Annotated in this window: 18 protein-coding genes and 1 pseudogene; 5 read left to right on the plus strand and 14 right to left on the minus strand. The window is 70.6% G+C overall.

The features are described 5' to 3' along the window. Positions 1-107: 107 nt before the first annotated feature. A complete protein-coding gene (gene hypF, locus CX1_RS05925) occupies positions 108-2,528 on the plus strand; it encodes a carbamoyltransferase HypF (RefSeq protein WP_046650231.1) in 2,421 nt (806 codons plus the stop codon). A gap of 27 nt (positions 2,529-2,555) precedes the next feature. On the opposite strand, the gene hypE is transcribed toward hypF, so the two are convergent. From hypE to CX1_RS05940, 3 genes are read right to left on the minus strand one after another with little or no spacing between them, the layout of a single operon-like run. Then, positions 2,556-3,677: a hydrogenase expression/formation protein HypE gene (hypE, locus tag CX1_RS05930; protein WP_082719160.1), complete on the minus strand. Its 1,122-nt coding sequence runs from the start codon at positions 3,675-3,677 to the stop codon at positions 2,556-2,558. Positions 3,678-3,696: 19 nt separating this feature from the next. After that, positions 3,697-4,848, minus strand: a complete 1,152-nt coding sequence (gene hypD / locus CX1_RS05935) for a hydrogenase formation protein HypD (RefSeq protein ID WP_060925400.1) — start codon at positions 4,846-4,848, stop codon at positions 3,697-3,699. A gap of 13 nt (positions 4,849-4,861) precedes the next feature. Next, on the minus strand, positions 4,862-5,131 hold the full coding sequence (locus CX1_RS05940) for a HypC/HybG/HupF family hydrogenase formation chaperone (RefSeq protein ID WP_046650257.1): 270 nt from the start codon (positions 5,129-5,131) through the stop codon (positions 4,862-4,864). A gap of 211 nt (positions 5,132-5,342) precedes the next feature. Between CX1_RS05940 and CX1_RS05945 the strand changes: the two genes are divergently transcribed. Next, entirely contained in the window at positions 5,343-6,170 is an 828-nt protein-coding gene (locus tag CX1_RS05945) for a superoxide dismutase family protein (protein ID WP_082719161.1), read from the plus strand. Positions 6,171-6,192: 22 nt separating this feature from the next. Here CX1_RS05945 and purB read toward each other — a convergent pair whose 3' ends face one another. The 6 genes and pseudogenes from purB to CX1_RS05970 all read right to left on the minus strand — a co-directional run bounded on the left by purB (position 6,193) and on the right by CX1_RS05970 (position 13,911). Beyond that, positions 6,193-7,623, minus strand: a complete 1,431-nt coding sequence (purB, locus tag CX1_RS05950) for an adenylosuccinate lyase (RefSeq protein ID WP_046650232.1) — start codon at positions 7,621-7,623, stop codon at positions 6,193-6,195. Between the two features lie 70 nt (positions 7,624-7,693). Beyond that, entirely contained in the window at positions 7,694-8,074 is a 381-nt protein-coding gene (locus CX1_RS12365) for a TrkA C-terminal domain-containing protein (protein ID WP_113570056.1), read from the minus strand. 184 nt (positions 8,075-8,258) lie between these two features. Continuing rightward, a pseudogene (locus CX1_RS12030) lies at positions 8,259-8,858 on the minus strand (potassium transporter TrkG); the annotation flags it as partial. A gap of 90 nt (positions 8,859-8,948) precedes the next feature. Continuing rightward, the gene (locus CX1_RS05960; RefSeq protein WP_046650233.1) at positions 8,949-10,118 is read right to left on the minus strand and encodes an aminotransferase class I/II-fold pyridoxal phosphate-dependent enzyme; all 1,170 of its coding nucleotides are present in this window, start codon (positions 10,116-10,118) and stop codon (positions 8,949-8,951) included. A gap of 99 nt (positions 10,119-10,217) precedes the next feature. Continuing rightward, positions 10,218-11,504 (minus strand): phosphoribosylamine--glycine ligase, encoded by a 1,287-nt coding sequence (gene purD / locus CX1_RS05965; protein ID WP_060925401.1) that lies wholly within the window; start codon positions 11,502-11,504, stop codon positions 10,218-10,220. Between the two features lie 1,393 nt (positions 11,505-12,897). After that, a complete protein-coding gene (locus CX1_RS05970; RefSeq protein WP_146780718.1) occupies positions 12,898-13,911 on the minus strand; it encodes a hypothetical protein in 1,014 nt (337 codons plus the stop codon). Between the two features lie 186 nt (positions 13,912-14,097). On the opposite strand from CX1_RS05970, the gene CX1_RS05975 reads away from it, so the two are divergent. From CX1_RS05975 to CX1_RS05985, 3 genes are all read left to right on the plus strand, one after another. Further along, positions 14,098-14,508 carry an HIT family protein gene (locus tag CX1_RS05975; RefSeq protein ID WP_046650261.1) on the plus strand — a complete coding sequence of 137 codons (411 nt, stop codon included), beginning with the start codon at positions 14,098-14,100 and terminating at the stop codon, positions 14,506-14,508. Between the two features lie 80 nt (positions 14,509-14,588). Next, positions 14,589-15,593: an alpha/beta fold hydrolase gene (locus CX1_RS05980; protein ID WP_082719162.1), complete on the plus strand. Its 1,005-nt coding sequence runs from the start codon at positions 14,589-14,591 to the stop codon at positions 15,591-15,593. A gap of 56 nt (positions 15,594-15,649) precedes the next feature. Next, positions 15,650-16,375, plus strand: coding sequence for an alpha/beta hydrolase (locus CX1_RS05985; RefSeq protein ID WP_168938037.1), 726 nt, complete (start codon positions 15,650-15,652; stop codon positions 16,373-16,375). Between the two features lie 21 nt (positions 16,376-16,396). Here CX1_RS05985 and CX1_RS05990 read toward each other — a convergent pair whose 3' ends face one another. The 5 genes from CX1_RS05990 to CX1_RS06010 form a co-directional block, all read right to left on the minus strand. Then, positions 16,397-18,136, minus strand: a complete 1,740-nt coding sequence (locus tag CX1_RS05990; protein WP_060925404.1) for a pyruvate dehydrogenase — start codon at positions 18,134-18,136, stop codon at positions 16,397-16,399. A 169-nt stretch (positions 18,137-18,305) separates the two neighbouring features. Further along, complete coding sequence (locus CX1_RS05995; RefSeq protein ID WP_046650237.1) at positions 18,306-19,148, minus strand: PaaI family thioesterase; 843 nt, start codon at positions 19,146-19,148, stop codon at positions 18,306-18,308. A gap of 67 nt (positions 19,149-19,215) precedes the next feature. Continuing rightward, positions 19,216-19,641: an arsenate-mycothiol transferase ArsC gene (locus CX1_RS06000; RefSeq protein WP_046650238.1), complete on the minus strand. Its 426-nt coding sequence runs from the start codon at positions 19,639-19,641 to the stop codon at positions 19,216-19,218. Between the two features lie 152 nt (positions 19,642-19,793). Further along, positions 19,794-20,543 carry a hypothetical protein gene (locus CX1_RS06005; RefSeq protein WP_060925405.1) on the minus strand — a complete coding sequence of 250 codons (750 nt, stop codon included), beginning with the start codon at positions 20,541-20,543 and terminating at the stop codon, positions 19,794-19,796. A gap of 226 nt (positions 20,544-20,769) precedes the next feature. Then, positions 20,770-22,641, minus strand: a complete 1,872-nt coding sequence (locus CX1_RS06010; RefSeq protein WP_113570047.1) for an AMP-binding protein — start codon at positions 22,639-22,641, stop codon at positions 20,770-20,772. Between the last annotated feature and the right edge of the window lie 147 nt (positions 22,642-22,788).

Raw genomic sequence — 22,788 nt, forward strand, 5'->3', positions numbered from 1 at the left:
CGTGACACCCCCCGACCTGCGGTAACGCCGAAGTTAGATTGGGCACATCCGCGAAACCGATGGGGAACACCTGTCAAGGCGATTCGGGTGGGCGTTAAGCTCGCATCATGAGCGAAATCCGGCGGGAGCACCTGCTGCGCGGCGTGATCCAGGGCGTGGGGTTCCGCCCGCACGTCGCCGCCGTCGCCGCCCGGCATCGCGTCTCCGGGTTCTGCGGCAACGACGACCGCGAGGTGTTCATCGAGGTCCAGGGCGTGCCGGCGGAGGTCGACGCCTTCATCACGCAGGTGCTTGGCGACGCCCCGCCGCTCGCGCGGATCCTCGGCCACGAGGTGCGCGAGCTGCCCGTGCGCGGCGGCCGCGCCGACGATTCCGACGCCGATGCCGCACCCGCCTTCGAAATCCTGGAATCCCGCCGTGCCGAGGGTGCGCCGACGTTGCTGCCGCCGGATGTCGCCACCTGCCCCGACTGCCTCGCGGAGATGCGGGATCCGGGCAACCGGCGCTTCGGCCACCCGTTCATCACGTGCGTCAATTGCGGGCCGCGCCTGACCATCATCGAGGACGTCCCCTACGACCGCCCGAACACCACGATGCGCGAGTTCCCCCTGTGCCCGGCATGCGCCGCCGAGTACTCCGACCCGGGCGACCGCCGCCATCACGCCCAGCCGATCAGCTGCTTCGACTGCGGCCCGCGGCTGTGGCTCGAAGAACCCGGCGCTCCCACTCCCGAACCCGACCGCTCCCCCGAATTCATGGCGGCCACCATCGCGCGCGCCCGCGAGCTTCTCGACGACGGCGCGATCCTCGCGGTGAAGGGCATCGGCGGCTTCCACCTCATGTGCGACGCGGCCAACGAGCACGCCGTCGCCGAGCTGCGCCGCCGCAAGCACCGCCCCGCCAAGCCCTTCGCGGTGATGGCCCCCGACGCCGGGGCCGCCCAACGCCTCGCCGAGTTCGGGGACACCGAGCTGGCGCTGCTCACCTCGCCGGCGCACCCGATCGTGATTGCGCCTCTGCGCCCCGACGCCACCGGCTCCGCGCCGGAACTCGCCCCGTCGGTCGCGCCCGGCCTCGGCGACGTCGGGGTGATGTTGCCGTATTCGCCGCTGCACGAGCTTCTCGTCGACAAGCCGCTCGTGGCCACGTCCGGCAACCCGCCGGGCGAGGCGCTGTGCCACGACAACGCGTCGGCGCGGGAGCGGCTCGCGCACATCGCGGACGCGTTTCTGCTGCATGATCGCGGCATTCACGTGCCCGTGGAGGATTCGGTGTTCCTCGGCGCGCGTCCGGTCCGGCGGTCGCGCGGCTTCGCGCCCTTGCCGCTTCCCCTGCCGTCCCCGCGTGACGACGGCCCCTCGCCCCGGCACATCCTCGCCGTCGGAGGTGAACTGAAGAACACGTTCGCCGTCGTCGATGGCGGGGACGACGGAGACGCGGGCATGGCCCACGTGTCGCCGCACATCGGGGACATGCGGTCGGCGGTGACGCAGGCGACGTTCGGCGAGTCGGTCGAGCGGATGCTGGCGATGCGGCGGGTCGCGCCGGACCTCGTCGTCCACGACCTGCACCCCGACTACGCGACGACCGCGTGGGCGGAGCGGTACTGGGATGAGCGCGGGATCCAGCTGCTCGGCGTCCAACACCATTACGCGCACGCGCTGGCGCTGCTCGCCGAGCATGGGATCGCGGAGGGGCCGGCGGTGATCGCGGCGCTCGACGGCACCGGTTACGGCACCGACGGGACGATCTGGGGCGGCGAGATTCTGACCGTGGGCTGCGACGACGGCGACGAGGACGGGAGCCGGGGCGACCTTTGGAGTTGGTCGCGGACGTGGCATGTGCCCGCCTTCGCCTTCGCCGGCGGTGATCGGTCGGTGGAGAGGCCGTGGCGGACGGCGGTGTGCATCGCCCGGTCGTGGGGGCTCGATGTGCCGCTCGACGCCGTAGTCCCCGCCGAAGCCACCACCGAGCGGGCGCTGCTCGAATCGCAGCTGGCCGCCGGCGTCGGCGTGGTGAAGTCCACGTCGCTCGGCCGCATCTTCGACACCGCCGCCGTCATCGCCGGATGCGGCGCGAAATGGGACGACGGCGCGGTGAGCTACGAGGCGCAGGCCGCCATGGAGTTCGAGCACCTGGCGCAGACGGCGCTGGATGAGATGGACGCGAAAAGCGATTTTGCCGCCTCTCCCACCGTCCCCACCTCCACCGCCACGACGATCCCCGAGTTGTTCCAGGAGCTGGCCCATCCCGAGTACTCATCCTCCGTCCGCGCCCTGCGATTCCACGTCGGCCTGGCGCGGATCATCGGCGAACGGATGGCGCTGGCGGCCGAGACCGCGGACACGGCGATCGTCGGAGTCACCGGCGGGTGCGCCCTAAACCGCATCCTCATGTCCGCGCTGCGCGACGACCTCGCCGCCCGTGGACTGACGTTGCTGGAACACCGCGTTGTCCCCGCCAATGATGGCGGTCTGGCCGTGGGCCAGGCGATGGCGGGACTGCGTGCGGGGCGGGAAACGTCGTAAAGCGGGCCCGGCCCGGAGAAAGCCGAGCTAGCAGATGCGCGGCAGCGGATCGCCGACCAACATGTCCACCATGCGCGTGCCGCCGAAGCCGGTGACCAGCACGACGGAGGCGGCGGGCTCGGCGACGACGCGGCCGATGACGCGGGCCTCCGGCGCACCGGCGTCGTGGAGCGCGGCGACGGCGGCCTCGGCGGAGCCTTCCGGCACGACGGCGGTGAACGTGCCCTCGTTGGCCACGTACAACGGGTCGATGCCGAGCATGTCGCAGGCGGCGCGGGTCATGTTGCGCACCGCGATGGCGCCGTCGTCGAGCGCGATGCCCTTGCCGGAGCCGCGGGCCAGCTCGTTCATGACCGTGGCCAACCCGCCGCGCGTGGCGTCGCGCAGGAAACGGACGTCGGGCACCGCGGCGAACAGCGCCTCCACCAGTCCGTTGACGGCGCGGGTGTCGGACTGGATGGGGGCCTCGATGGCCAGGTCGCCGCGGGCCATCATCACCGCCATGCCGTGATCGGCGATGGGGCCGGACACGATGATCCGGTCGCCCTCCGCGATCTCCCCGTACCCGGTGCGGCGGCCGGTGGGCACGACGCCGACGCCGGCGGTGGTGATGTACAACTTGTCGCACGCCCCGCGCGGCACCACCTTCGTGTCGCCGGCGACGATGGCCACGCCCGCGGCCTCCGCCGCCCGCGCCATCGACTCGACGATGCGGCGCAGCACGTCGATGGGCAGGCCCTCCTCGAGCACGAACGCCGCGGTGATCGCCTTCGGCACCGCGCCGGCCACCGCGAGGTCGTTGACCGTGCCGTTGACCGCGAGCTCGCCGATGTCGCCGCCCGGGAACTCGATGGGGTTGACCACGTAGGAGTCGGTGGACATGGCGAGCGAACCGGCGGCGTCTGCACCCGCGCCTTCCCCCAGAATCCCGGCCAGCGGAAGCACGGCCGAGTCCCCGCCGTCGGGCAGGACGTCCCCGCCGAAGATCTCCCAGAACACGTTCTCCACCAGCGCCGCCGACGCCTTGCCGCCGGCGCCGTGGGCGAGGGTCACGTGGTCGTCGCGAAGCCTGTGCTTGCGCGCCCGCACGCGGCCGATGTTGGCGTTGACCCGGTCCTCGTCGTCGTTGAGGCGGTTCTTGGGATCCACTGATTCTCCTGTTTCCGGGTCAATTCGGGCGCGAGCCCAGCTCGACGGTGACCTTCCGGTCGATGCGGCCGAAGTTGTAGTACGCCGCGCAGGCGCCCTCCGGCGAAACCATGCACGTGCCGATCGGCGTATCCGGCGTGCACGCCGTGCCGAACACCCGGCACTCCCACGGCTTGATCCGCCCGGTGAGCACCGAGCCGCACTCGCAGGCCACGGGGTCGGGGATCAGCGCGCCGGGGACGGTGAAGCGTTTCTCCGCATCCCACCGCGCATACTCCTCGGCGATGCCCAGCCCGGAGTCGTCGAGCCAGCCCAGCCCGCGCCATTCGAAGCGGTCGCGGACGGTGAACACGCGATCCAGCAGCGCCTCGGCCGCCGGGTTGCCCTCGGGCCGCACCACGCGCGCGTACTGGTTGCCCACCGCCGCTTTGCCGGCGGCGACGTCGCCGGAGACGAACTGATCCACCAACATCGCCACGGCCTGCAGGATGTCCAACGGCTCGAAGCCGGCGACCACGCACGGCATGCCGAACTCGCCCGGCAGGAAATCGAACGCCTTCGTGCCCACCACCGTGGCCACGTGGCCGGGGCCGATGAACCCGTCGACCTCGGTCTCCCCGCCGTCGACGATCGCCCGCAGCGGGGGCTCGATGGTCACGTGGTTGGAGAACACCGAGAAGTTCGGGATTGCTTTGCGACGGGCCGCCTCCAACGTCACCGCCGTGGACGGCGCGGTGGTCTCGAACCCCACGGCGAAGAATACGACGTGCTTGTCCGGGTTCTCCTCCGCCAACTTCAGCGCGTCCAACGGCGAATACAGGAAACGCACGTCGGCGCCCTTCGCGCGGGCGTCGAGAAGCGAACCCTCCGAACCGGGCACGCGCATCATGTCGCCGAAGGTGGTGAGGATGACGTCATCCTGCGCCGCCAGCCACAGCGCATCGTCGACGCGGCCCATGGGGATCACGCACACCGGGCAACCGGGGCCGTGGACCAGCTCGATGTTCTCGGGCAGCAGGTTCTCCAGCCCGTAGCGGTAGATGGTGTGGGTGTGGCCGCCACAGACCTCCATCAGGGCGATGGGCCCGTCCAGCTTGGCGGCGTTGGCCTCGATGGCCCGCAGCAGCTTTTTCGCGGCGGCCGGGTCCCGGAATTCGTCGACGTACTTCATGGCGTTGCCCCGTTCATTCGATCCGGCTGGTGGTGAAGGAATCGACTTCGTCGGAAAGCACGTCCCCGCCGAGCCGCTCGATTTGCGTCAGCGTCAGCGCCGCCTCTTCCTCGTCGATCTTGCTCAGGGCGAAACCGACGTGAACCAGCACCCAATCACCGACCGCCAGCGCTTCGTCGAGAAGCAAATCGGTGGCGATCATCCGCTCGACGCCGCTGATGGCGACTTTCGCGCGGGACGGGTCGGGGATGTCGACGATCTGGGCCGGGATGCCGAGGCACATGACGTTCTCCACGTTCTGCTGGTGGCGCTGTTCCGCTGGTGGCGCTGCCGGAAACGGACTACTGATCCGACCTTACAACTTCGCCCGGATCGGGAGTCGGGCGCACGGCCCTCGCACACCAGCGGTGAACATGGGTAACATGTTGTGTCACAGGTCACATCGATTGCCGGACCGACGTTTACGACGACACCCGACGACACCAGGAGAGACCATGCGACACCGCACCACCCGAATCACCGCAGCGACGCTCGGAGCCGCGACCCTCACGCTCGGCCTCGCGGCCTGCGGCGACGGCGGAATCGACCTCGGCGGCGACGCCACCACCGAGACCACCACCGTCACCGAATCCGACGCGGCGGCGGCCGCCGAGACGAACACGTCCGAGACCAGCACCTCCGCCGCGGCGGGCGACGAGGGCTTCGCCACCGCCGCGCTCCAAACCGCCGACGGCGACGACGCGGGCACGGTCACCTTCGCCGAGGACGGCGATCGCGTCACCGTCACCGTCGAGGCCCGCGACCTCGAACCCGGATTCCGCGGCTTCCACGTCCACGGCAACGGCGTCTGCGAACCCGACAGCGACTCCCCCGACGGTTCCAAGACCGGCGACTTCCTTTCCGCCGGCGGGCACTTGACCGGTGACGCCGCGGACGTCGGCCACGGCAACCCGGACGGCGGCGCCGGTCACGCCGGCGACATGCCGCCGTTGCTGATCGGCGAGGACGGCAACGCCTCCATGACGTTCACCACCGACCGCCTGACCCGGGAGCTGCTTCTCGACGACGACGGCTCGGCCGTCATCGTCCACTCCGACCCGGACAACTTCGCCAATGTCCCCGAGCGGTACGCCGAAGACGGCCCGGACGAGGACACCATGAAGACCGGCGACGCCGGCGACCGCACCCTGTGCGGCGTGGTCGAGGAGTCCGAGGGAGGCGCCGGCTCGACGTCGACCTCGGATGAGTCGGAGACGTCCGAGACGTCCGCGACTTCCGAGACATCCGCGACCAGCGAGCCGACCTCGGAGGAGGCGAACTAAACGGCTCGCCGCCGGAGCCCGGCTAAAGGATGTCGCCGGGCTTGTAGCCGGCGGCCTCCGGGTGCTTCGCCACGAGCTCGTCGACGCGAGCGACGACGCGATCGACCTGGGATTCCGCGGCGCCGATGAAGGCGTGGCGGTCGGCGAGCGCGTCGCGCAGGCCCTCCTCGTCGAGCGGAATGCGGGAATCGGCGGCGAGGCGCTCGACCAGCGACTGCTCGGCGCCCTTTTCGCGCATGTCCAGGGCGGAGCCGACGGCATGCTCCTTAATGACCTCGTGGGCCTCCTCGCGGCCGACGCCGGCTCGCACGCACGCCATGAGCACCTTCGTGGAGGCCAGGAACGGCAGGTAGCGCTCCAGCTCGCGGTCGATCATGGCCGGGAACGCGCCGAACTCGTCGAGGACGGTCAGGAACGTCTCGAACATGCCGTCCATGGCGAAGAACGCGTCCGGCAGCGCCACGCGGCGGACCACGGAGCAGGACACGTCGCCCTCGTTCCACTGGTTGCCGGCGAGCTCGGAGAGCATGGTCATGTAGCCGCGCAGGATGACCTGGAAGCCGGTGACGCGCTCGCAGGAGCGGGCGTTCATCTTGTGCGGCATCGCCGAAGAACCGACCTGGCCTTCCTTGAAGCCCTCGGTGACGATCTCGTTGCCCGCCATCAGCCGGATCGTGGTGGCCAGCGACGACGGACCGGCGCCCAGCTCGACCAGCGCGGACAGCGCGTCGAAATCGAGGGTGCGCGGGTAGACCTGGCCGACCGAGTCGAAGACGCGGGTGAAGCCGAGGCCCTCGGCGATCTCGGTCTCCAGCGAGGCCAGCGCGGCCTCGTCGCCGTCGAGGAGGTCGAGCATGTCCTGGGCGGTGCCCATCGGACCCTTGATGCCGCGCAGCGGGTAGCGGTCGATGAGGTTCTCCACGCGCTCGATGCCCAGCAGCATCTCGTCGGCCGCCGAGGCGAAGCGCTTGCCCAGCGTGGTCGCCTGCGCGGCGACGTTGTGGGACCGGCCGGCCATGACCAGCGACTGGTACGCGGCGGCCTTCTCCGCGGTGCGGGCGACGACGGCGACGGCCTTGTCGCGCACCGCCTGCAGCGACTGGAGGATCTGCAGCTGCTCAACGTTTTCCGTCAGGTCGCGGCTGGTCATGCCCTTGTGGATGTGCTCGGTGCCGGCCAGCGCGCAGAACTCCTCGATGCGGGCCTTGACGTCGTGGCGCGTGACACGCTCGCGCTCGGCGATCGAATCCAGGTCGACCTGGTCGATGACGGCCTCGTACTTCTCGACGGTGCCCTCCGGCACCTCGATGCCGCGCGCCGCCTGCGCCTTCAGCACGGCGACCCACAGCCGCCGCTCCAGGATGATCTTGTGCTCGGGGCTCCACAGTTCCGCGAGTTCCGCGGACGCGTAGCGGTTTGCCAGGACGTTTGCGATCTTCTTCTTGTTGGCCACGAACCCAAGTATTCCACGTGGCCCGGATCGGGTGGCCCCGGGTTCGGATCACCCGATTCAGTTCACCCGGTCACCTCCGCGCGGCGAACTCCTCCAGCGCCTCGACGGGCCCGGCGGCGATGACGAGGTCGCCCGCGCGGATCACGTCGTCGGCGAGGGCCCGTCGAAAAGCTTCGTCCCGCGGACGGATGGCCAGGATCTGCACGGGGGAATCGCCGCGCGCGTTGACCTCGCCTACCCGGTGGTCGAGCACGGACACCGGCGGCGCGATCTTCGCCACCGCGAAGCCCCGCTCGAATTCCGCGTAGTCCTGGACCCGCCCGCCCATGAGGTGCGCCACGCGCCGGCCCATGTCCGACTCTGGCCGGATGACGTGGTGGACGCCGATCTGTCCGAGGATCTTCGCGTGCGCCTGATTGTCCGCCTTCGCCCAGATGCTGGGCACGCCCATGTCGACCACGGCGGATCGGCGAGGACCCCAGATGCCCCAGCGCACCGTCCCATTCGCCCAGCGCCACCATCGCCGTGCCGGCGGGCACGAGGATCGCGGTGCCGATGAGCGTGAACCGGGCGGTCAGACTCCAGCGCCGGCGCGGGCGTCCGTCGAAGCCGGCGCGAAATCGGCGGGCGACCTCGAGCAGCACGGGGAAGCCGATGCCGCCGATCATCAGGGCGAACGCCAGGGGCAGCAGCACCCACGCGTCGGCGGCGAACCCGATGACGTTGTCGGTGTAGAGGGCGAACCCGGCGTTGTTGAATCCGGAGATCGCGTGGAAGGCGCCCTCCCACGCCGCGCGACCCCAGCCGTAGCCGTATCCGGCGTGGAAGCGCACGGTCAGCACCAACGCCACCAGCAACTCCACGACCAGCGTGAACAGCACCGTCGCCCGTACCACCCACGCGACGTCGCCCAGATCCAGGCCCCGGCCCTCGGCCGTCGCGCCGAGCCTGCGACGCAGCCCCATCCGCCCGCCGACGAGCAGCGCCATCAGCGACGCCATCGTCATGAAGCCGAGGCCGCCCAGCTGGATCAGCACCATGATGGTCACCTGCCCGGCGGCCGACCAATGAGTCGCCGTGTCCACGGTGATCAGGCCCGTCAAACAGGTGGCGGAGGTGGCGGTGAACAAGGCGTCGGAAAGCGGGGTGCCCGCCCCCGACGCCGAGGACCAGGGCGCGGCCAACAGGGCCGTGCCAGCCGCGATGACGCCCAGGAAACCGAGGGCCACCGCCATGGTGGGGCGGAGGTGCCTGCGGCGCCGCCCCACGCTCAACGTGATGCTCACCGCGATGACGTTAGACCCGTCGCGGACGCAAGGGAAGAGCTATTTTCCGTTGAATTCGCCGATGCGCCGGCACGCCTCCGCCATGTCCTCCGTCGCCCCGGCGAAGCACAGCCGCACCCAGCGGTGGCCCGCCACGGTGTCGAAGTCGACGCCCGGCGCGACGGCGACTCCGGTGGCGTCGAGAAGCCCCCTCGCCCAGGTCAACGAATCATCGGTGAGGTGCGAGACATCGGCGTAGATGTAAAACCCCCCGTCCGGCGGCGCGAAGGTGCCCAGGCCGGCATCGGGCAAACGCTCGATGAGCAGTTCGCGGTTGGCGGCGTAGCGCCGCACGTGGCCGTCGAGTTCCGCGATCGACTCCGGGTGAAACGCCTCGATGGCCGCGAACTGCGACACCGCCGGCGGGCACACCGTCAGGTTCGCCGCCAGCCGATCGCACGGCCCGCGCAGCCATTCGGGGATGATCAGCCAGCCGACGCGCCAGCCGGTCATCGAGTGGTACTTGCTCACCGAGCCCACCACCACCGCGGCGTCGCTGAACTCCCGGGCACTGACGCACTCGCGGCCGTAGGAAATGCCGTGGTAGATCTCGTCGCTGACCAGCAGGACGCCGTTGGCCTCGCACCAGCGGGCGATGCGGCCGAGCTCGTCGGCGTCGATGATCGTGCCCGTCGGATTGTCCGGGCTGGTCACGATCACCGCGCGCGGCACCTGCGCCAGGCCCTCGAGCAGCTCGACGGTCAGCTGGAACCGCGTCTCCGGCCCACAGTCGATCTCCACGACGTTGGCGCCCAGTGCCTGCAGGGTGTTCCGGTACGCGGGATACCCCGGCCGCGCCAGCACGATGTCGTCGCCGGGATCCAGCGCCGCCAGGAACAGCGTCACGAACCCGCCCGACGACCCCGTCGTGACCACCACGTCCTCCGGCGCCACCTCGCGCCCCGCTCCCCCGCGCGCCGCCATTCGCCGGTTGTGGTCGTCGGCGATCGCGCGCTTGAGCTCCGGGATGCCCGTCGCCTCGGTGTAGCCCAGAATCTGCGACCCCACCGCCGACCGCACCGCCTCCAACGCCCGTCGCGGCGCCGGCGTCGACGGCTGTCCCGCGCACAGGAACAGCGCGTCGCCATGCGTCCGCTGCCGTTCCTGCGCCGCCGCCAGCACATCCATCACGTGGAACGGGGCGACCTCGGACCGCTTCGAAGGCATCATGCCCCCAGCTTATCCATGCTTTACGACGCCCCCGCGCCCAGGCCATTCGACCTGCGCGCGGGGGCGTCGCAAAGCAAAACCCGCGTGCGGAACCCGCCTCTACTGCGGGATGGTGATGCGGCCCTCCACCGCGGGCAGCGCGATGTCGGTGCGGTAATGCGAACCATCCAGCTCCAGGGTCGGCAGCACGGCGTACGCGCGCTCGCGGGCCTCCTCCAGCGTCGCGCCGACGCCGACGACGTTGAGCACGCGGCCGCCCGAGGACACGATGTTGCCCTCCTCGTCGCGCGCCGTACCGGCGTGGAGCACGCCCTCGTCCTCGCGGCCCGGCTCGGCGCCCCCGATGACGTCGCCCGTGCGGGTGTCCTGCGGGTAACCGTGCGCCGCCAGCACCACCGTCAGCGCATAGCCGTCACGCCACTGCAGCTCCGGCTGCTCGGCCAGCGTGCCCGTCGCCGCGGCGTGCAGCACCTGGGCCAGCGGCGACTCCAGCAGCGCCAGCACCGCCTGCGTCTCCGGGTCGCCGAAACGGCAGTTGAACTCGACGACCGACGGGCCGTCCGCGCCCCACGCCAGGCCCGCATAGAGAAGGCCCTGGAACGGGCAGCCGCGCGCGACCATCTCCTTGGCCACCGGCACGCACACCTCGTCGACGATGCGCTGGACGCCGCCCTCCGGCAGCCACTCCAGCGGGGCGTAGGCGCCCATGCCGCCGGTGTTCGGGCCCTCGTCGTTGTCGCCGACGCGCTTGTGGTCCTGCGCCGGCTGCAGCGGCACCACGGTCTCGCCGTCCACCAGGCAGAAGAGGCTGACCTCCGGGCCGTCGAGGAAGGACTCCAGCAGCACCGGGTTGCCGGCGGCGAGCACGTCGGCGGCGTGCGCGCGGGCGGCGGCGCGGTCCTGCGTGACCACGACGCCCTTGCCGGCGGCCAGGCCATCGTCCTTGACCACCCAGTTCGGGCCGAAACGGTCGATCGCCGCGTCGATGTCGGCGTCGGAGGCGCCCGGCTGGATCGCCTCGGCGTGGGCGGTCTTCACGCCCGCCGCGGCCATGACGTCCTTCGCGAACGCCTTCGACCCCTCGATGCGGGCGGCGTCCTTGTTCGGCCCGAACACCGGGTAGCCCTTCGCGCGCAGCGCATCGGCCACGCCCGCCACCAGCGGCACCTCCGGGCCGATGACCACCAGGTCAGGGGCGATCTCGTCGGCCAGCGCGACGCACGCGGCCGGGTCGTCGACCTGCACCGGGTGCATCGTGGCCAACTCGGACATGCCGGCGTTGCCCGGCGCGACGTGCAGATCGGACTCGCCGACCTGCGGGTCCTTGCTCATGGAATGGAGGAGGGCGTGCTCGCGGGCACCGGAACCGATAACGAGAATGCGCATGCCCGTGATTCTACGCACCAGGTCGCGGCCCACATTCCGGGCTCCCCCTTGCTTTGCGACGGCCCGCGGCCCCGCCCCGCGGCGCCCCATTCGCGCCGGCGTCTGCGTGCTCTGCTTGCGGCGCCGCCCCGCGGTGCCGTCCCGCGGTGCCCTCGCTCGGCCCCCGCGTCCCGGCCGCCTCCGCCGTCCCCCTCCCCATGGCGGAGGCGACCGCCGGGGTGAGCGTGCCCGTGCCCGTCCCGTCCGGTGAAATGACCCCCGAAATTCCCGGACGGGAGGCCGGGCGGTTGCCGCGGTTCCTCCCTCGCGCCGGCCCCGGGCGTCTTCCGCCCGGTGGCTCGCCACGGGATTCACCGCGTTTCCCCTCCCGAAGCGCGGGTGCGCCCTCCCCGACGTTCCCGCCGGAGTGCTGCGACGGCCCCACCGCCCATGGGCCATCGTGGCGCTCCGCCGGGTGCCGTCCGCACCCGCTGCGGCCCTCTCACCTGGCCGCCCCACTGGCTCACCCCGCGGATGATTTTGGCCAAGGCACCGGGGGCACGCATTCGATTGTCGGGGCCGATTACCCCCGCATTACAGCCGCCCCGGAGCGCCCCACGGAACCGTTCCATCGCCTTAATCGATGACCGACATTTCCGCACGTCAAACCTTCACCACGGCGGAAAATTCCCGATTCTCCGATTATCCCGGCAGCGCGGACACCCCCGAAAGCGGTAGCTGCATCGAAGCCCACGGCCTCACGCGCTCCACCGAACTTCTCGCCGATCGTCGAAATCGCGTCACGATGGGACGTCGCAAAGCCCGCCCCACAAGAGCGCGAAAACTACCCCCGTCAAACGAATCACATTCGCGCAATTCGGCCACCGCCGGGCTCTGCCCGCGTCGAACTCGGCGCTTCTTCGGACCTTCTTTCGCCGCTTCCCTCGTCCCCCACCCCGCGCCACCCACACCCCACCCACCGCCTGTGCCCACTCACAGACCACTCCGACCCCACTCCGATCTCCACTCACTGACCACCTCGCCCCCTCCCCGTTGCAGCCAGTTGGGCGCCCAGTCGCACCGCCGGCGCGGCAGATTCAATTTCGTCCCGCACACGACGGAATCTGCGATGACGTGCGGGACGATGTTGAAGTATTTGCCCCGAATTCCTTCAACTTCGACCCGCATGCACCAGTCGAATTGCTCGCGAGCGGGACAATGTTGAATCCATGGGGGTGTTCGATATTTATTCGAATATCCACATCGAGGCATGTCGCGAAAAACGCGCTCAATGGCCCCACAACGTCGTTCACCGTTGAATCCGCACATGTGTCCGAAGGACGGCCACGAGGCCCTTGCGGGCCGAAATGGAAGTCGACTTTTTTCGGCGCCAAGAGTCCTCCGGTGGCACCCCTTACTTCAGCCATCTATTCAGGCGCAGGCGCATGCCATCGATCGCCTTTCCCCGCCTCCACGCCAGGTCCGCCGCGCGCTCTGCCTCGATGCGCCGGCGATGCTCGTCGATGCGCCGCAAAAGCGAGTCGAAATCGCGGAACAGATCGAGCGCCGTCACTTCGATGATCAACCACCCCACCTCCCGGAACTCGTTGACGCGCAGAGCATCGCTCCGCCGAGCTTCCGCATCCTTCCAGTGGCCCTGGCCGTGATACTCCAGGCCGATGCGGAGATCGTGATCCCCGAGGTCGATCCACCTTTTCCCGCTGCCGACGAGCACCATCAGCTGAGGCACCCACTGTCCCTGTCCCGCACGGCGGAGTTTCGTCCGCAGCAGGCTCTCGGGCCGCGATTCGGCGCGCCAGTCGACCCATTGCAACAGTTCACGCATGCGCGCAGCGCCGTCCCGCCCGCTTTCCCCGGCCCACCGTCGCAATGCATCGTCGATGCGCCATACGCGGATCGCGCCGTCGAGGAAGGCGATCGCCTCGTCCTCCGGCAAGTTCGCCACGCAATCGATGGTCGCGTCGAGAGGCCCGGCGACGAGGATCGTCGCCGTGCCCCCGGCACCGATGGCCAACTCGCATCGCCGGGCACGACCGGCGAGCCGACGGCGCCGAATGGTCACGGGCTCCGAGACGCATGCCGCCGCCCGACCACCGTCATCGCGGCCGATGAGCACGATCTCGGGCACATCGGCCGCCACACACGGATGACCCCAGGCACGGGCGGCCGCCGCTCCGGACAGCACCGCCGTCGGCCGGGCGCGCAGTTCCGCAAGCGCCCGGACCTGCGCCGTGACCTCCGCGCCGGGCGGAACGTACATGCCGTGGCGCACGCGCCGCCACGTCCGTTCGGCGCCGGGACCGTGCGCGGCGACGATCTCCGCGCGCGTCCGCGGCACCGCGTCGGGCGGCGGCGGCCAATGCTCCCCGCGTGCGCGATTGCTCTCCCCCATGTGTTCCCCCGTCATGCTGCCCCGCTTCCCCTTCTTCCCCGGCCACGACTCCCCCGCGGCAAGTGTCCCCCATGGCAAGCGATGGCGGCGGACGGAGGGGACGTGGGCGTCGTCAAGCTGTGGATGAATCGGCGCGAGCCCGCAACCGTGGATGACGCCGTCCCCCTGCCCCGATCCGGGTTCGCCATTACCCTGGGCGGCATGAGCACCGTCTTCACGAAGATCATCAACGGCGAGCTGCCGGGCCGGTTCGTCTACCGCGACGAGAAGGTCGTGGCGTTCCTGACCATCGAGCCGGTGGCGTACGGACATACGCTGGTCATTCCCGTCGAGGAGGTGGACAAGTGGACCGACGCCGACCCCGCGCTGTGGGCCCACATGAATGAGGTGGCGCAGAAGGTCGGCGCCGCAGTCGTCGAGTCGTTCGACGCCCCGCGCGCCGGCTACCTCATCGCCGGGTTCGAGGTGCCGCACGCGCACATCCACGTCTTCCCGGCGGAGGACATGAGCGGGTTCAACCTGGCCAACGTCAATCGCGACCCGGACCCGGCGAAGATGGACGAGGCCGCCGACAAGCTCCGGAACGCGCTGGGAACCACGGACCTGGCGTAATGGCCGACGAAACTCCGCAGGTCCCGTACGCGACGTATCGCACGCGCCGCGGGATTTTCGAGGACGACTGACAGGCGACGGTGTCGCCGAAGCGCCCGTGGCCGGTGGTGCTGATCCACGGCACGGGCCACGCCAAGGGGGTGTGGGAGGACCTCGGCGCGGAGCTGCGCAAGGACGGTTGGGGGGTGTTCGCCCCGGATTACGGGTACCGGGCGACGGGGCCGCTGACGGAGTCGATGGAGCAGTTGTCGGCGTACATCCGCCAGGTGCTGGTGGCCACGGGCGGCCGGCGGGCGATCCTCGTGGGGCATTCGCAGGGCGGGTTGCTGGCGACGCTGCTGTCGTTCCGCGATCCGCAGTTCACGCGGCACGTGGTGTGCCTGGCGGCGCCGAACCACGGGACGTCGCTGGGCGGCGCGGCGGCGAGCCTGCTGAAGATCCCGGGGACGAAGTCGCTGGTGAACAACTTCGTGCAGAGCTACTGGGGGACGTCGGGCATCGAGCAGTTGACGGGGTCGCCGTTGCTGGACGACATCGCCGAACGCGACGTGACCGCCCCGGGCGTGACGTACACGTGCATCGCCAGCAAGACGGATCAGCTGATCAATCCGCCGTCGTCGTGTTTCCTCGACGATGGCGGCCAGGGCACGGTGGACAACATCTGGGTGCAGGACCGGTACCCGCAGGCGGTGGTGCTGCACGAGCACGTGGCCACGGACCGCAGGGTGCGGGCGCTGGTGCGGGAGCAGTTGCTGGCGCTGGTCAACGAGTCCTTTTCCGGCGGGGCGTTCGTGGCCGAGGATTCGAACGACGAAGGGCAGCTTGACGACGATTACGGCGCCGCCCCCGAGGAACGCATCGACGCGGGCGACGCAGGCGATGGCGGCTTGAGCGGCAACGTGACCGGGATTGCGTCGCTGCTGTCGAATCTGACGTCGCGGCAGGGCTTTTCCGAGTGGGCGGAACGCGCCGGGTTCAGCGGGTTCCAGGGGTTCGCGGGGCTGCAGGGGCTGCAGGGTTCGCCGGGTGAAGAGTCCGGGGAGGAACCCGGTGAAGAGCCCGGGGAAGAGCCCGACCGCCGATGAAACCCCTGGCGCTGAGGTATCCGCCGCAGGGGACGTTGCCGGCCGGGGTGTTGGACGTGTCCGCCGACGGGGAATCCGGGGTCCGCACGCGGGCCGAGTGGAACGAGGAGGCGGGGCCGCCCGTGGTGTGCCTGCACGGCACGGTGGCCAGCGGCGGGAATTGGGCGAATCTGGCGATGGAGCTGCTGGCCCGCGGCCGCGTCGTCGTCGCCCCGACGTACGGGGAACGGGGGACGCGGCCGGTGCGGGACAACCTTGCCGAGGTCACGGGGATCGTGCGGCGCACGCTCGAGGCGACCGGGGCGGCGCAGGTCGACGTGGTGGGCCATTCGCAGGGCGGCCTGCTCGCGGGCCTGATGGTCGCGGCGATGCTGAGGGAGGAGCCGGGCGCCCTGCCACCCGGCGCGATCCGGCGGGTGGCGTGCATTTCCGGCGGGCATCGCGGCGTGCGCGGCCACGGGCTGCCGAAGAAGCTGGTCGGCGCCACGTTCGGTCCCGCGTTGGCCGATCAGATGGAGTTGGCGCGGGCGCTGCGCCGCACCGGCGGGGAGCCGGAGGTCGCGCGGGCGGTGCGCGACGCCGGCTCGGCCCCGCTGCCCGACTGGTTCGACCTGGTCACCGACGCCGACCGCATCATTCCGGCGGGGTCGGCGCTGACGCCGGACGAGTATCCGGGGGCGCGCACCGTGCGGCTCGAGGACGTGCTCGGCCGCGGCGTGCCCCACCAGCTGCAGCCGCACGACCGCGGCATCGCCGAGTTCGTGGCGGAGCTGCTGGCCTGACGGCGGCCCCTTCGCCGACCGCTACGGCCGCGGCACGTTGCGCAGGTTCGCGCGGGCCATGTCGATCATCTTGCCCACCCCGCCGTCGAGGACGGTGCGCACCGACGCCTTGGCGAAACCGGCGACCTGCTCCAGCGAAATCTCCGGCGGCATCGACAGCGCGTCGGGGTCGGTGACCACGTCGACGAGCACCGGGCCGTCGTAGGCCAGGGCGTCGGCGAGCTGCTCGCGCAGGCGCTTCGGGTCGGTGATGCGCACCGACCGCATTCCCATGGCGGCGGCGACGGCGGCGTAGTCGACGTCGTCGTGGTCGGTGCCGTAGTCGGGCATCCCCTCGACGAGCATCTCCAGCTTGACCATGCCCAGCGAGGAATTGTTGAACACGATCGTCTTCACCGGCAGGCCGCTGCGGCGCACGGTGAGCAGCTCCCCGAGGAGCATCGCCAGCCCACCGTCACCGGACATGGAGATGACCTGGCGGGTCGGGTCCGCCGCCTGGGCGCCGATGGCGTGCGGCAGGGCGTTGGCCATGGTGCCGTGGCGCCACGATCCGAGCACGCGGCGGCGGCCGTTGGGCGTGACGTAGCGCGCCGCCCACACGTTGCACATGCCGGTGTCGACGGTGAACACGGCGTCGTCGGCGGCGAGCTCGTCGAGCACGCGCGCGGCGAACTCCGGGTGGATCGGGGTGCGGTCCTCCACGCCGTGGGTGTAGGCCTCGACGACTTTGGTCAGTTCGCGCTCGTGGTGGCGCAGCATCTTGTCCAGGAAGGACGAGTCGGTCTTCTCCGTCACCAGCGGCAGGACCGCGCGGATGGTTTCGCCGACGTCGCCGTGGACGGGGTGGGTCACCGTGGTGCGCCGGCCGATGTGCGAGGCGTCGGCGTCGATCTGCGCGACGTTGGCCGTCGGCAGGAAGTCGGAGTACGGGAAGTCGGTGCCGATCATGATGAACAGGTCGGCGTCGTCCATCGCCTTCTGCAGCCCGCCGTAACCGAGCAGCCCGGACATGCCGACGTCGAAGGGGTTGTCGTACTCGATGATCTCCTTGCCGCCGAGCGCGTGGCCGACGGGCGCCTTGATCCGCGCGGCCAGTTCGAGGACCTCGTCGCGGGCGCCCGCGGCGCCGGCCCCGACCATGAACGTCACCGATTCGGCGTCGTTGATGGCCCGGGCCAGATCGTCGACCTGCGACTTTTCGGGCTTGACGACGCCTCGTGCGGCGGTCACCGTCGACTTCAGCGTCGGCATGTCGGCCGCGTCCTCCGATGCCAGATCACCCGGCATGACCAGCACGGATACGCCGTTTCCGGCCATCGTCGATTGGATGGCGTTGTGGAGGATCTTCGCGCCCTGCTCCGCCGAGTTGACCATCTCGCAGTAGCCGGAGCACTCCTGGAAGATCTGCTCGGGGTGGGTCTCCTGGAAGAAGGACGAGCCGATCATCTGCGACGGGATGTGCGAGGCGATGGCCAGCACTTTCGCGCCGTTGCGGTGCGCGTCGTAAAGCCCCTGGATGAGGTGGGTGTTGCCGGGGCCGCAGGAGGCGGCGCAGACGGCGAGGTCGCCGGTGACCAGCGATTCGGCGCCGGCGGCGAAGGCCGCGGACTCCTCGTTGTGGACGTGGATCCACTCGATGTCGTCGCTTTGCCGCACCGCGTCGACGACGGGGTTGAGGCTGTCTCCGACCAGGCCGAAGATCCGCCGCACCCCCTGCGCCGCCAAAGTGTCGACCAATTGCCGGGCGAAGTTCCCGCTCATGTTCAATTCACGCCTCTTCCGTGCCGTCGTGCCGGTCAACGGGCGGCGGCGCCGATGACGCCACCGCGGGTGACCGTGATTAATCGGTGAGGACCACGCTACGCGCGGTTATGAATGATTGCCGCAGGAGAAGCTGAGGGAACGCGAAGTGGGTGCAGGGAACCTGGGCCTAATACTTCGCCAGCGACTCCCGGGCCTCGACGACCTCGGCGCGCAGCGACATCGCGGCGGCACCGGGCTTGTCGGCGGTCAGGGCCTCGATGACCACGTCGGGCAGACCGGCGGCGCGGTAATCCTCCACGCTGACGTCGCCCAGCTCCAGGACGCCGTCGAGCCACGCCACGGCGCGGGCCTCGGGCCGGACGCAGCGCCGGGCCATGCGCTCATGCTGCGTCAAGCGCTCGCGGTGCTCGGGCCCGCGGAGCCCCAGGCGCGCGAGCGTGCGGCCGGCGGCGATGAGGTTCTCCCCCGCCACGTGCTCGATCTGCGCCGGATTCGGCGGCGGCTTGCCGATGCCACGCCGACGCACGTACAGGTCCTGCTGCCCGATCCCCACGATCCCGCCGTCGTGGTCGCGGATGACGGAGGTGTACGGAACGACCGTGGAAAAGCCGCCCTCGGTTTCGGCGAGGATCTGCGCGATCAGTTCATCGGTGGCCTCGACCTCCAGGTAGGAGCCCCGGCGGCCCGGCTGGATGTATTCGAAGGAACCGGTGCGGGTCCAGGCCTCGTACCGGTCGACGCCCAGTCGCTGCATGACCAGCGTCCCGAAGAGCACGTCCGTCATCGAGAACAGCGTGCCGCCGAACGCCGCGCCGTGCATGTTCGCGTTGAGGCGGTTGAGCCGCAGTTCCAGGCGGCCGCGCGACCAATCGTCCGCGACGTGCGTGATGCGGATGCCCATCGCGGCCAGCGGCGGCCACCCGTTGAGCAGGTGGCGCAGGCGATTCGGCGTCAGGCGCTTGCCCGCGGCGTTGACGAGGGTGCGGCGCAGAGATGGTCCCATTTTCATGTCTACCCACCCTAGGCGGCGGGCACGGCGCCCGAGGCCACCAGGTGAGGATTGGGGCGGCCGCGACTCACATCGCGGACGGCGCCTCGCCGAGATCCTCGAGGACGCCGAGGATGCGCTCGCGGAGGTCGTCGCGAAGCAGGCGGTATCGCTCGACGCCGCGGACGCCGTCGGCCGCCGGGTCGCGGATCTCCCACCGCTGCGTGTCGACGTCCGGCGCCACGTGCTCCGAGACGTCGATGTCGCCGAGGACGACCACGACGTCGGCGCGGTCCGCCAGCGACGGGGCCAGCTGCAGCGGATCGCCATCGCAGCGGGCACCGATCTCGGCGCACGCCCGGCGCGCATCCTCGTCGACGCCCCGGTCATCGGGATCGACGTCGATGCCCGCCGACGTCACCGTCACGGACGGCGCGACGTGGCGCGTCAGGCCTTCGGCGATGCGCGACATCCCCATGTTCGACCCGCTGACGTACAAGATCTCCGGCATCATCCACCCTGCCTTTCGCTCCCTCGCGCGACGCTGCGGCGCATCGCGGAACTTGCGGGGACGGTGCCGATTCGCGGCCCTCAGGCGTCCCCCTCCGGCGCTACCCCCAGTGTAGGTGGTTTTGTCAGTGGGAGCATCCATCGATCGGGGGACGATCAGGGAGCGGCGGACCAGAGCGTCACGATGGTGCCGTCTTCGGCCGTGCACCGCAGCACCTTCTCGGCCGCCGGACGGCACTGGTAGGCACGGTCGCCGACCCGGACGTCGCGCTCGGTGGCCAGCAGGTCGCCGCCGGGGTCGCCGACCACGAGCGCGCCGGTGACGCGGAAGGCGTCGGCGCACAGCCGCTCGGACTCGGCGCGGGTGGCGTCGCCGTCGGCCCCCGCCGCCAGCGTCACGCCGATGTGGCTGAGCCCGAAGCCGTTGCCGGTGGCGCAGACCAGGACGTCCTCGCCTTCGATCTCGATGACGTCGCCCCGCACGGCGTACCCGGTGCGCCCGCCGCTGCCGGTGCCGGCCTCGGGTTCGGGCGCGGCGGCGGGGTCGGCGGACTCGGCGCCGTCGGCGGCGCCGGCAGAGCGGTCCGCGACGCCGTCGCCGGCGGGCGCTTCGGCGGGCGCGTCCTTCACGCCGCCCTCTTCGCCCGGCGCGGAGGAGGATCCCGACGACGAGCCGAGCGAGGACGACCCGAAGAAGACGGATTCGTAGGCCACGTCCGCGGGCCCGGAGTCGCGCCCGACCGCCGCGCCCGCGAAGAATCCCCCTCCGGCGAGGGCGAGGGCGCCCAGCGCCGCGCACGCGACGGTGGCCGCTTTACGACGCCCCCGACCGCCCCGCCCCTCGGCCGCCGACGTGACGGTGGCCGGGATCACGGTGGACTGCCTGGTGGTGATGTGGTCCGACATGCGCCCTCCCGGGAACTCGTGCTGAGCGGGCGCCATCGGGGCACCCTTTTGAGCACATACCACCATACTCCAAAAATGCAACGCAAGAGACGCCAGTGACGCATGTGACCAAAGGGAAACGCCCCCGACTCCCCGGATGTCCGGGGAATCGGGGGCGCGGCGGGGCGTCGTCAAGCGGGAAAGCCGGGCGGCCGGGACCTGCCCGACCCCGGCCACCCGCCCGTGCCTAGTCCTTCTCCCAGTACTCGCGGGGACGGCGCATCTCGACGCCGGCGCCCGGATCGGTCTCGGTCTCCGGACGGGCCAGCTCGCTGTTGCGCAGCTCGACGCGGCGGATCTTGCCCGACGCCGTCTTCGGCAGATCGTCGGCGAACTCCAGGCGGCGGACGCGCTTGAAGCCGGCCAGGCGATCGGCGGTGTGCGCCATGATCGACTTCGCGGTCTCCAGGTTCTCCTCCGCCCCCTCGGCCAGGCGGACGACGGCCTTCGGCACGGCCAGGCGCATCGGGTCCGGCGACGGGATGACCGCGGCCTCGACGACGGCCGGATGCTCCAGCAGCGTCGACTCCAGCTCGAACGGCGAAATGCGGTAATCCGACGCCTTGAACACGTCGTCGATGCGGCCCTCGAAGGTGATGTAGCCGTCCTCGTCGCGGATGCCGCGGTCACCGGTGTGGTAGTGCCCGTCGAACATGACGGCGCCGGTCTTGGCCTCGTCCTCGTGGTAGCCCGGGGTCAGGAACAGCGGGTGGCCGTCCATGACCACGCAGATCTCGCCGTCGTCGACCAGCTCGCCGGTCTCCGGGTCGACCAGCACGATGTCGACGCCCGGGCAGGGGCGGCCCATCGAACCGGGGCGGACCTGTTGGCCCGGCGAGTTGCACACCAGCGCAGTGGTCTCCGTCTGGCCGTAGCCGTCGCGGATGGTCACGCCCCAGTCCTTCTCCACCTGCGAAATGACCTCGGGATTGAGCGGCTCGCCGGCGCCGAGCGCCTCGCGGGGCACGCGCGACATGCCGGTCATGTCGGCCTGGATGAACATGCGCCACACCGTCGGCGGGGCGCAGAACGTGTCCACGCCACAGCGGTCGAGCTGGCCCATCAGCGCCGCCGCGTCGAAGCGGTCGGTGTTGTAGATGAAGATGCACGCCTCCGCCGACCACGGCGCGAACACCTGCGACCACGAGTGCTTGGCCCAACCCGGCTGGGAGATGGACATGTGCACGTCGCCGGGCTGCACGCCGAGCCAGTACATGGTGGTCAGCGTGCCCACCGGGTAGCTGGCGTGGGTGTGGGCGACGAGCTTCGGCTTCGACGTGGTGCCGGAGGTGAAGTACAGCAGCAGCAGGTCGTCGGGGCGGGTCGGGCCGTCGGCCTCGAACACGTCCGGCGCGATGTAGGCGTCGTGGAAGTTGTGCACCGGGATCACGGGCATGCGGCCATCGCCGGAGACGGGCTCCTGGTCCTCGTCGGCGGCGAGCAGGATGACGTCGTCGTCGGCGGCGACGTCGGCGAAGCGGTCCAGGTAACGGCGGGAGGTGACCACCATCTTGATGCGGGCGCGCTCCAGGCGCTCCGGGGTCTCCGCGGCCGGCAGCTGGATCGACGCGGGGCTGACCACGGCGCCGAGCTTCATGGCGGCCAGCAGCGTCTCCCACAGCTCGACCTGGTTGTCCAGCATGAGCATGATGCGGTCGCCGCGGCCGATGCCCAGGCTGCGCAGGTGGTTGGCCACGCGGTTGGAGCGGCGGCGCATGAGGTCGAAGGAGTAGATGGCCTCGGAGCCGTCGGGCTCGACGATCCACAGCGCCGGCTCGGGGTTCTCGTACGCGATGACGTCGAACCAGTTCAGCGCCCAGTTGAAGTCCTGCAGGTCGGGCCACTGGAACGCCTCGCGGGCGCCCTCGTAGTCGGTGCGCGTCGCCAGGAGGGTGTCGCGGGCGGCGCGGAAGGCCTCGCTGTCGCGGGTGTGGCCGGGCGTGCTCAGGCGGCCGTCGTCCTGCTGCAGCGCCTGTACGCGCTTCGGGTGCGGCTGGTGCGGGGCGCCGGGGTGGACGGTGCGGTCGAGGCCGGGGGCGGCGGAAACGGGGGCGTTCATGTCGGGTCCTTGTGCGTCGGCGTGGCGTGGATCACAGGTATAGCGTGGGTCACAGTATTTCGTGAATCGCCATTAACTCGCAAGGTTTCCGCCCCCGAAATGCTTCCGGGGGTGAACCGTCATTCACGCTCCGGGGTCAAAGTGGCC

The organism is Corynebacterium xerosis NBRC 16721 = ATCC 373 (assembly GCF_001552415.1).
In the GTDB taxonomy this organism is placed as follows: domain Bacteria; phylum Actinomycetota; class Actinomycetes; order Mycobacteriales; family Mycobacteriaceae; genus Corynebacterium; species Corynebacterium xerosis.

Excerpts from the sequence above, each read along its gene's own strand:
- hypF (WP_046650231.1), top strand. The coding sequence starts at position 108 with ATGAGCGAAATCCGGCGGGAGCACCTGCTGCGCGGCGTGATCCAGGGC.
- hypD (WP_060925400.1), bottom strand. The coding sequence starts at position 4,848 with ATGAAGTACGTCGACGAATTCCGGGACCCGGCCGCCGCGAAAAAGCTG.
- CX1_RS05940 (WP_046650257.1), bottom strand. The coding sequence starts at position 5,131 with ATGTGCCTCGGCATCCCGGCCCAGATCGTCGACATCCCCGACCCGTCC.
- CX1_RS05945 (WP_082719161.1), top strand. The coding sequence starts at position 5,343 with ATGCGACACCGCACCACCCGAATCACCGCAGCGACGCTCGGAGCCGCG.
- CX1_RS12365 (WP_113570056.1), bottom strand. The coding sequence starts at position 8,074 with ATGGGCGTGCCCAGCATCTGGGCGAAGGCGGACAATCAGGCGCACGCG.
- CX1_RS05960 (WP_046650233.1), bottom strand. The coding sequence starts at position 10,118 with ATGATGCCTTCGAAGCGGTCCGAGGTCGCCCCGTTCCACGTGATGGAT.
- purD (WP_060925401.1), bottom strand. The coding sequence starts at position 11,504 with ATGCGCATTCTCGTTATCGGTTCCGGTGCCCGCGAGCACGCCCTCCTC.
- CX1_RS05970 (WP_146780718.1), bottom strand. The coding sequence starts at position 13,911 with ATGACGGGGGAACACATGGGGGAGAGCAATCGCGCACGCGGGGAGCAT.
- CX1_RS05975 (WP_046650261.1), top strand. The coding sequence starts at position 14,098 with ATGAGCACCGTCTTCACGAAGATCATCAACGGCGAGCTGCCGGGCCGG.
- CX1_RS05990 (WP_060925404.1), bottom strand. The coding sequence starts at position 18,136 with ATGAGCGGGAACTTCGCCCGGCAATTGGTCGACACTTTGGCGGCGCAG.
- CX1_RS05995 (WP_046650237.1), bottom strand. The coding sequence starts at position 19,148 with ATGAAAATGGGACCATCTCTGCGCCGCACCCTCGTCAACGCCGCGGGC.
- CX1_RS06000 (WP_046650238.1), bottom strand. The coding sequence starts at position 19,641 with ATGATGCCGGAGATCTTGTACGTCAGCGGGTCGAACATGGGGATGTCG.
- CX1_RS06005 (WP_060925405.1), bottom strand. The coding sequence starts at position 20,543 with ATGTCGGACCACATCACCACCAGGCAGTCCACCGTGATCCCGGCCACC.
- CX1_RS06010 (WP_113570047.1), bottom strand. The coding sequence starts at position 22,641 with ATGAACGCCCCCGTTTCCGCCGCCCCCGGCCTCGACCGCACCGTCCAC.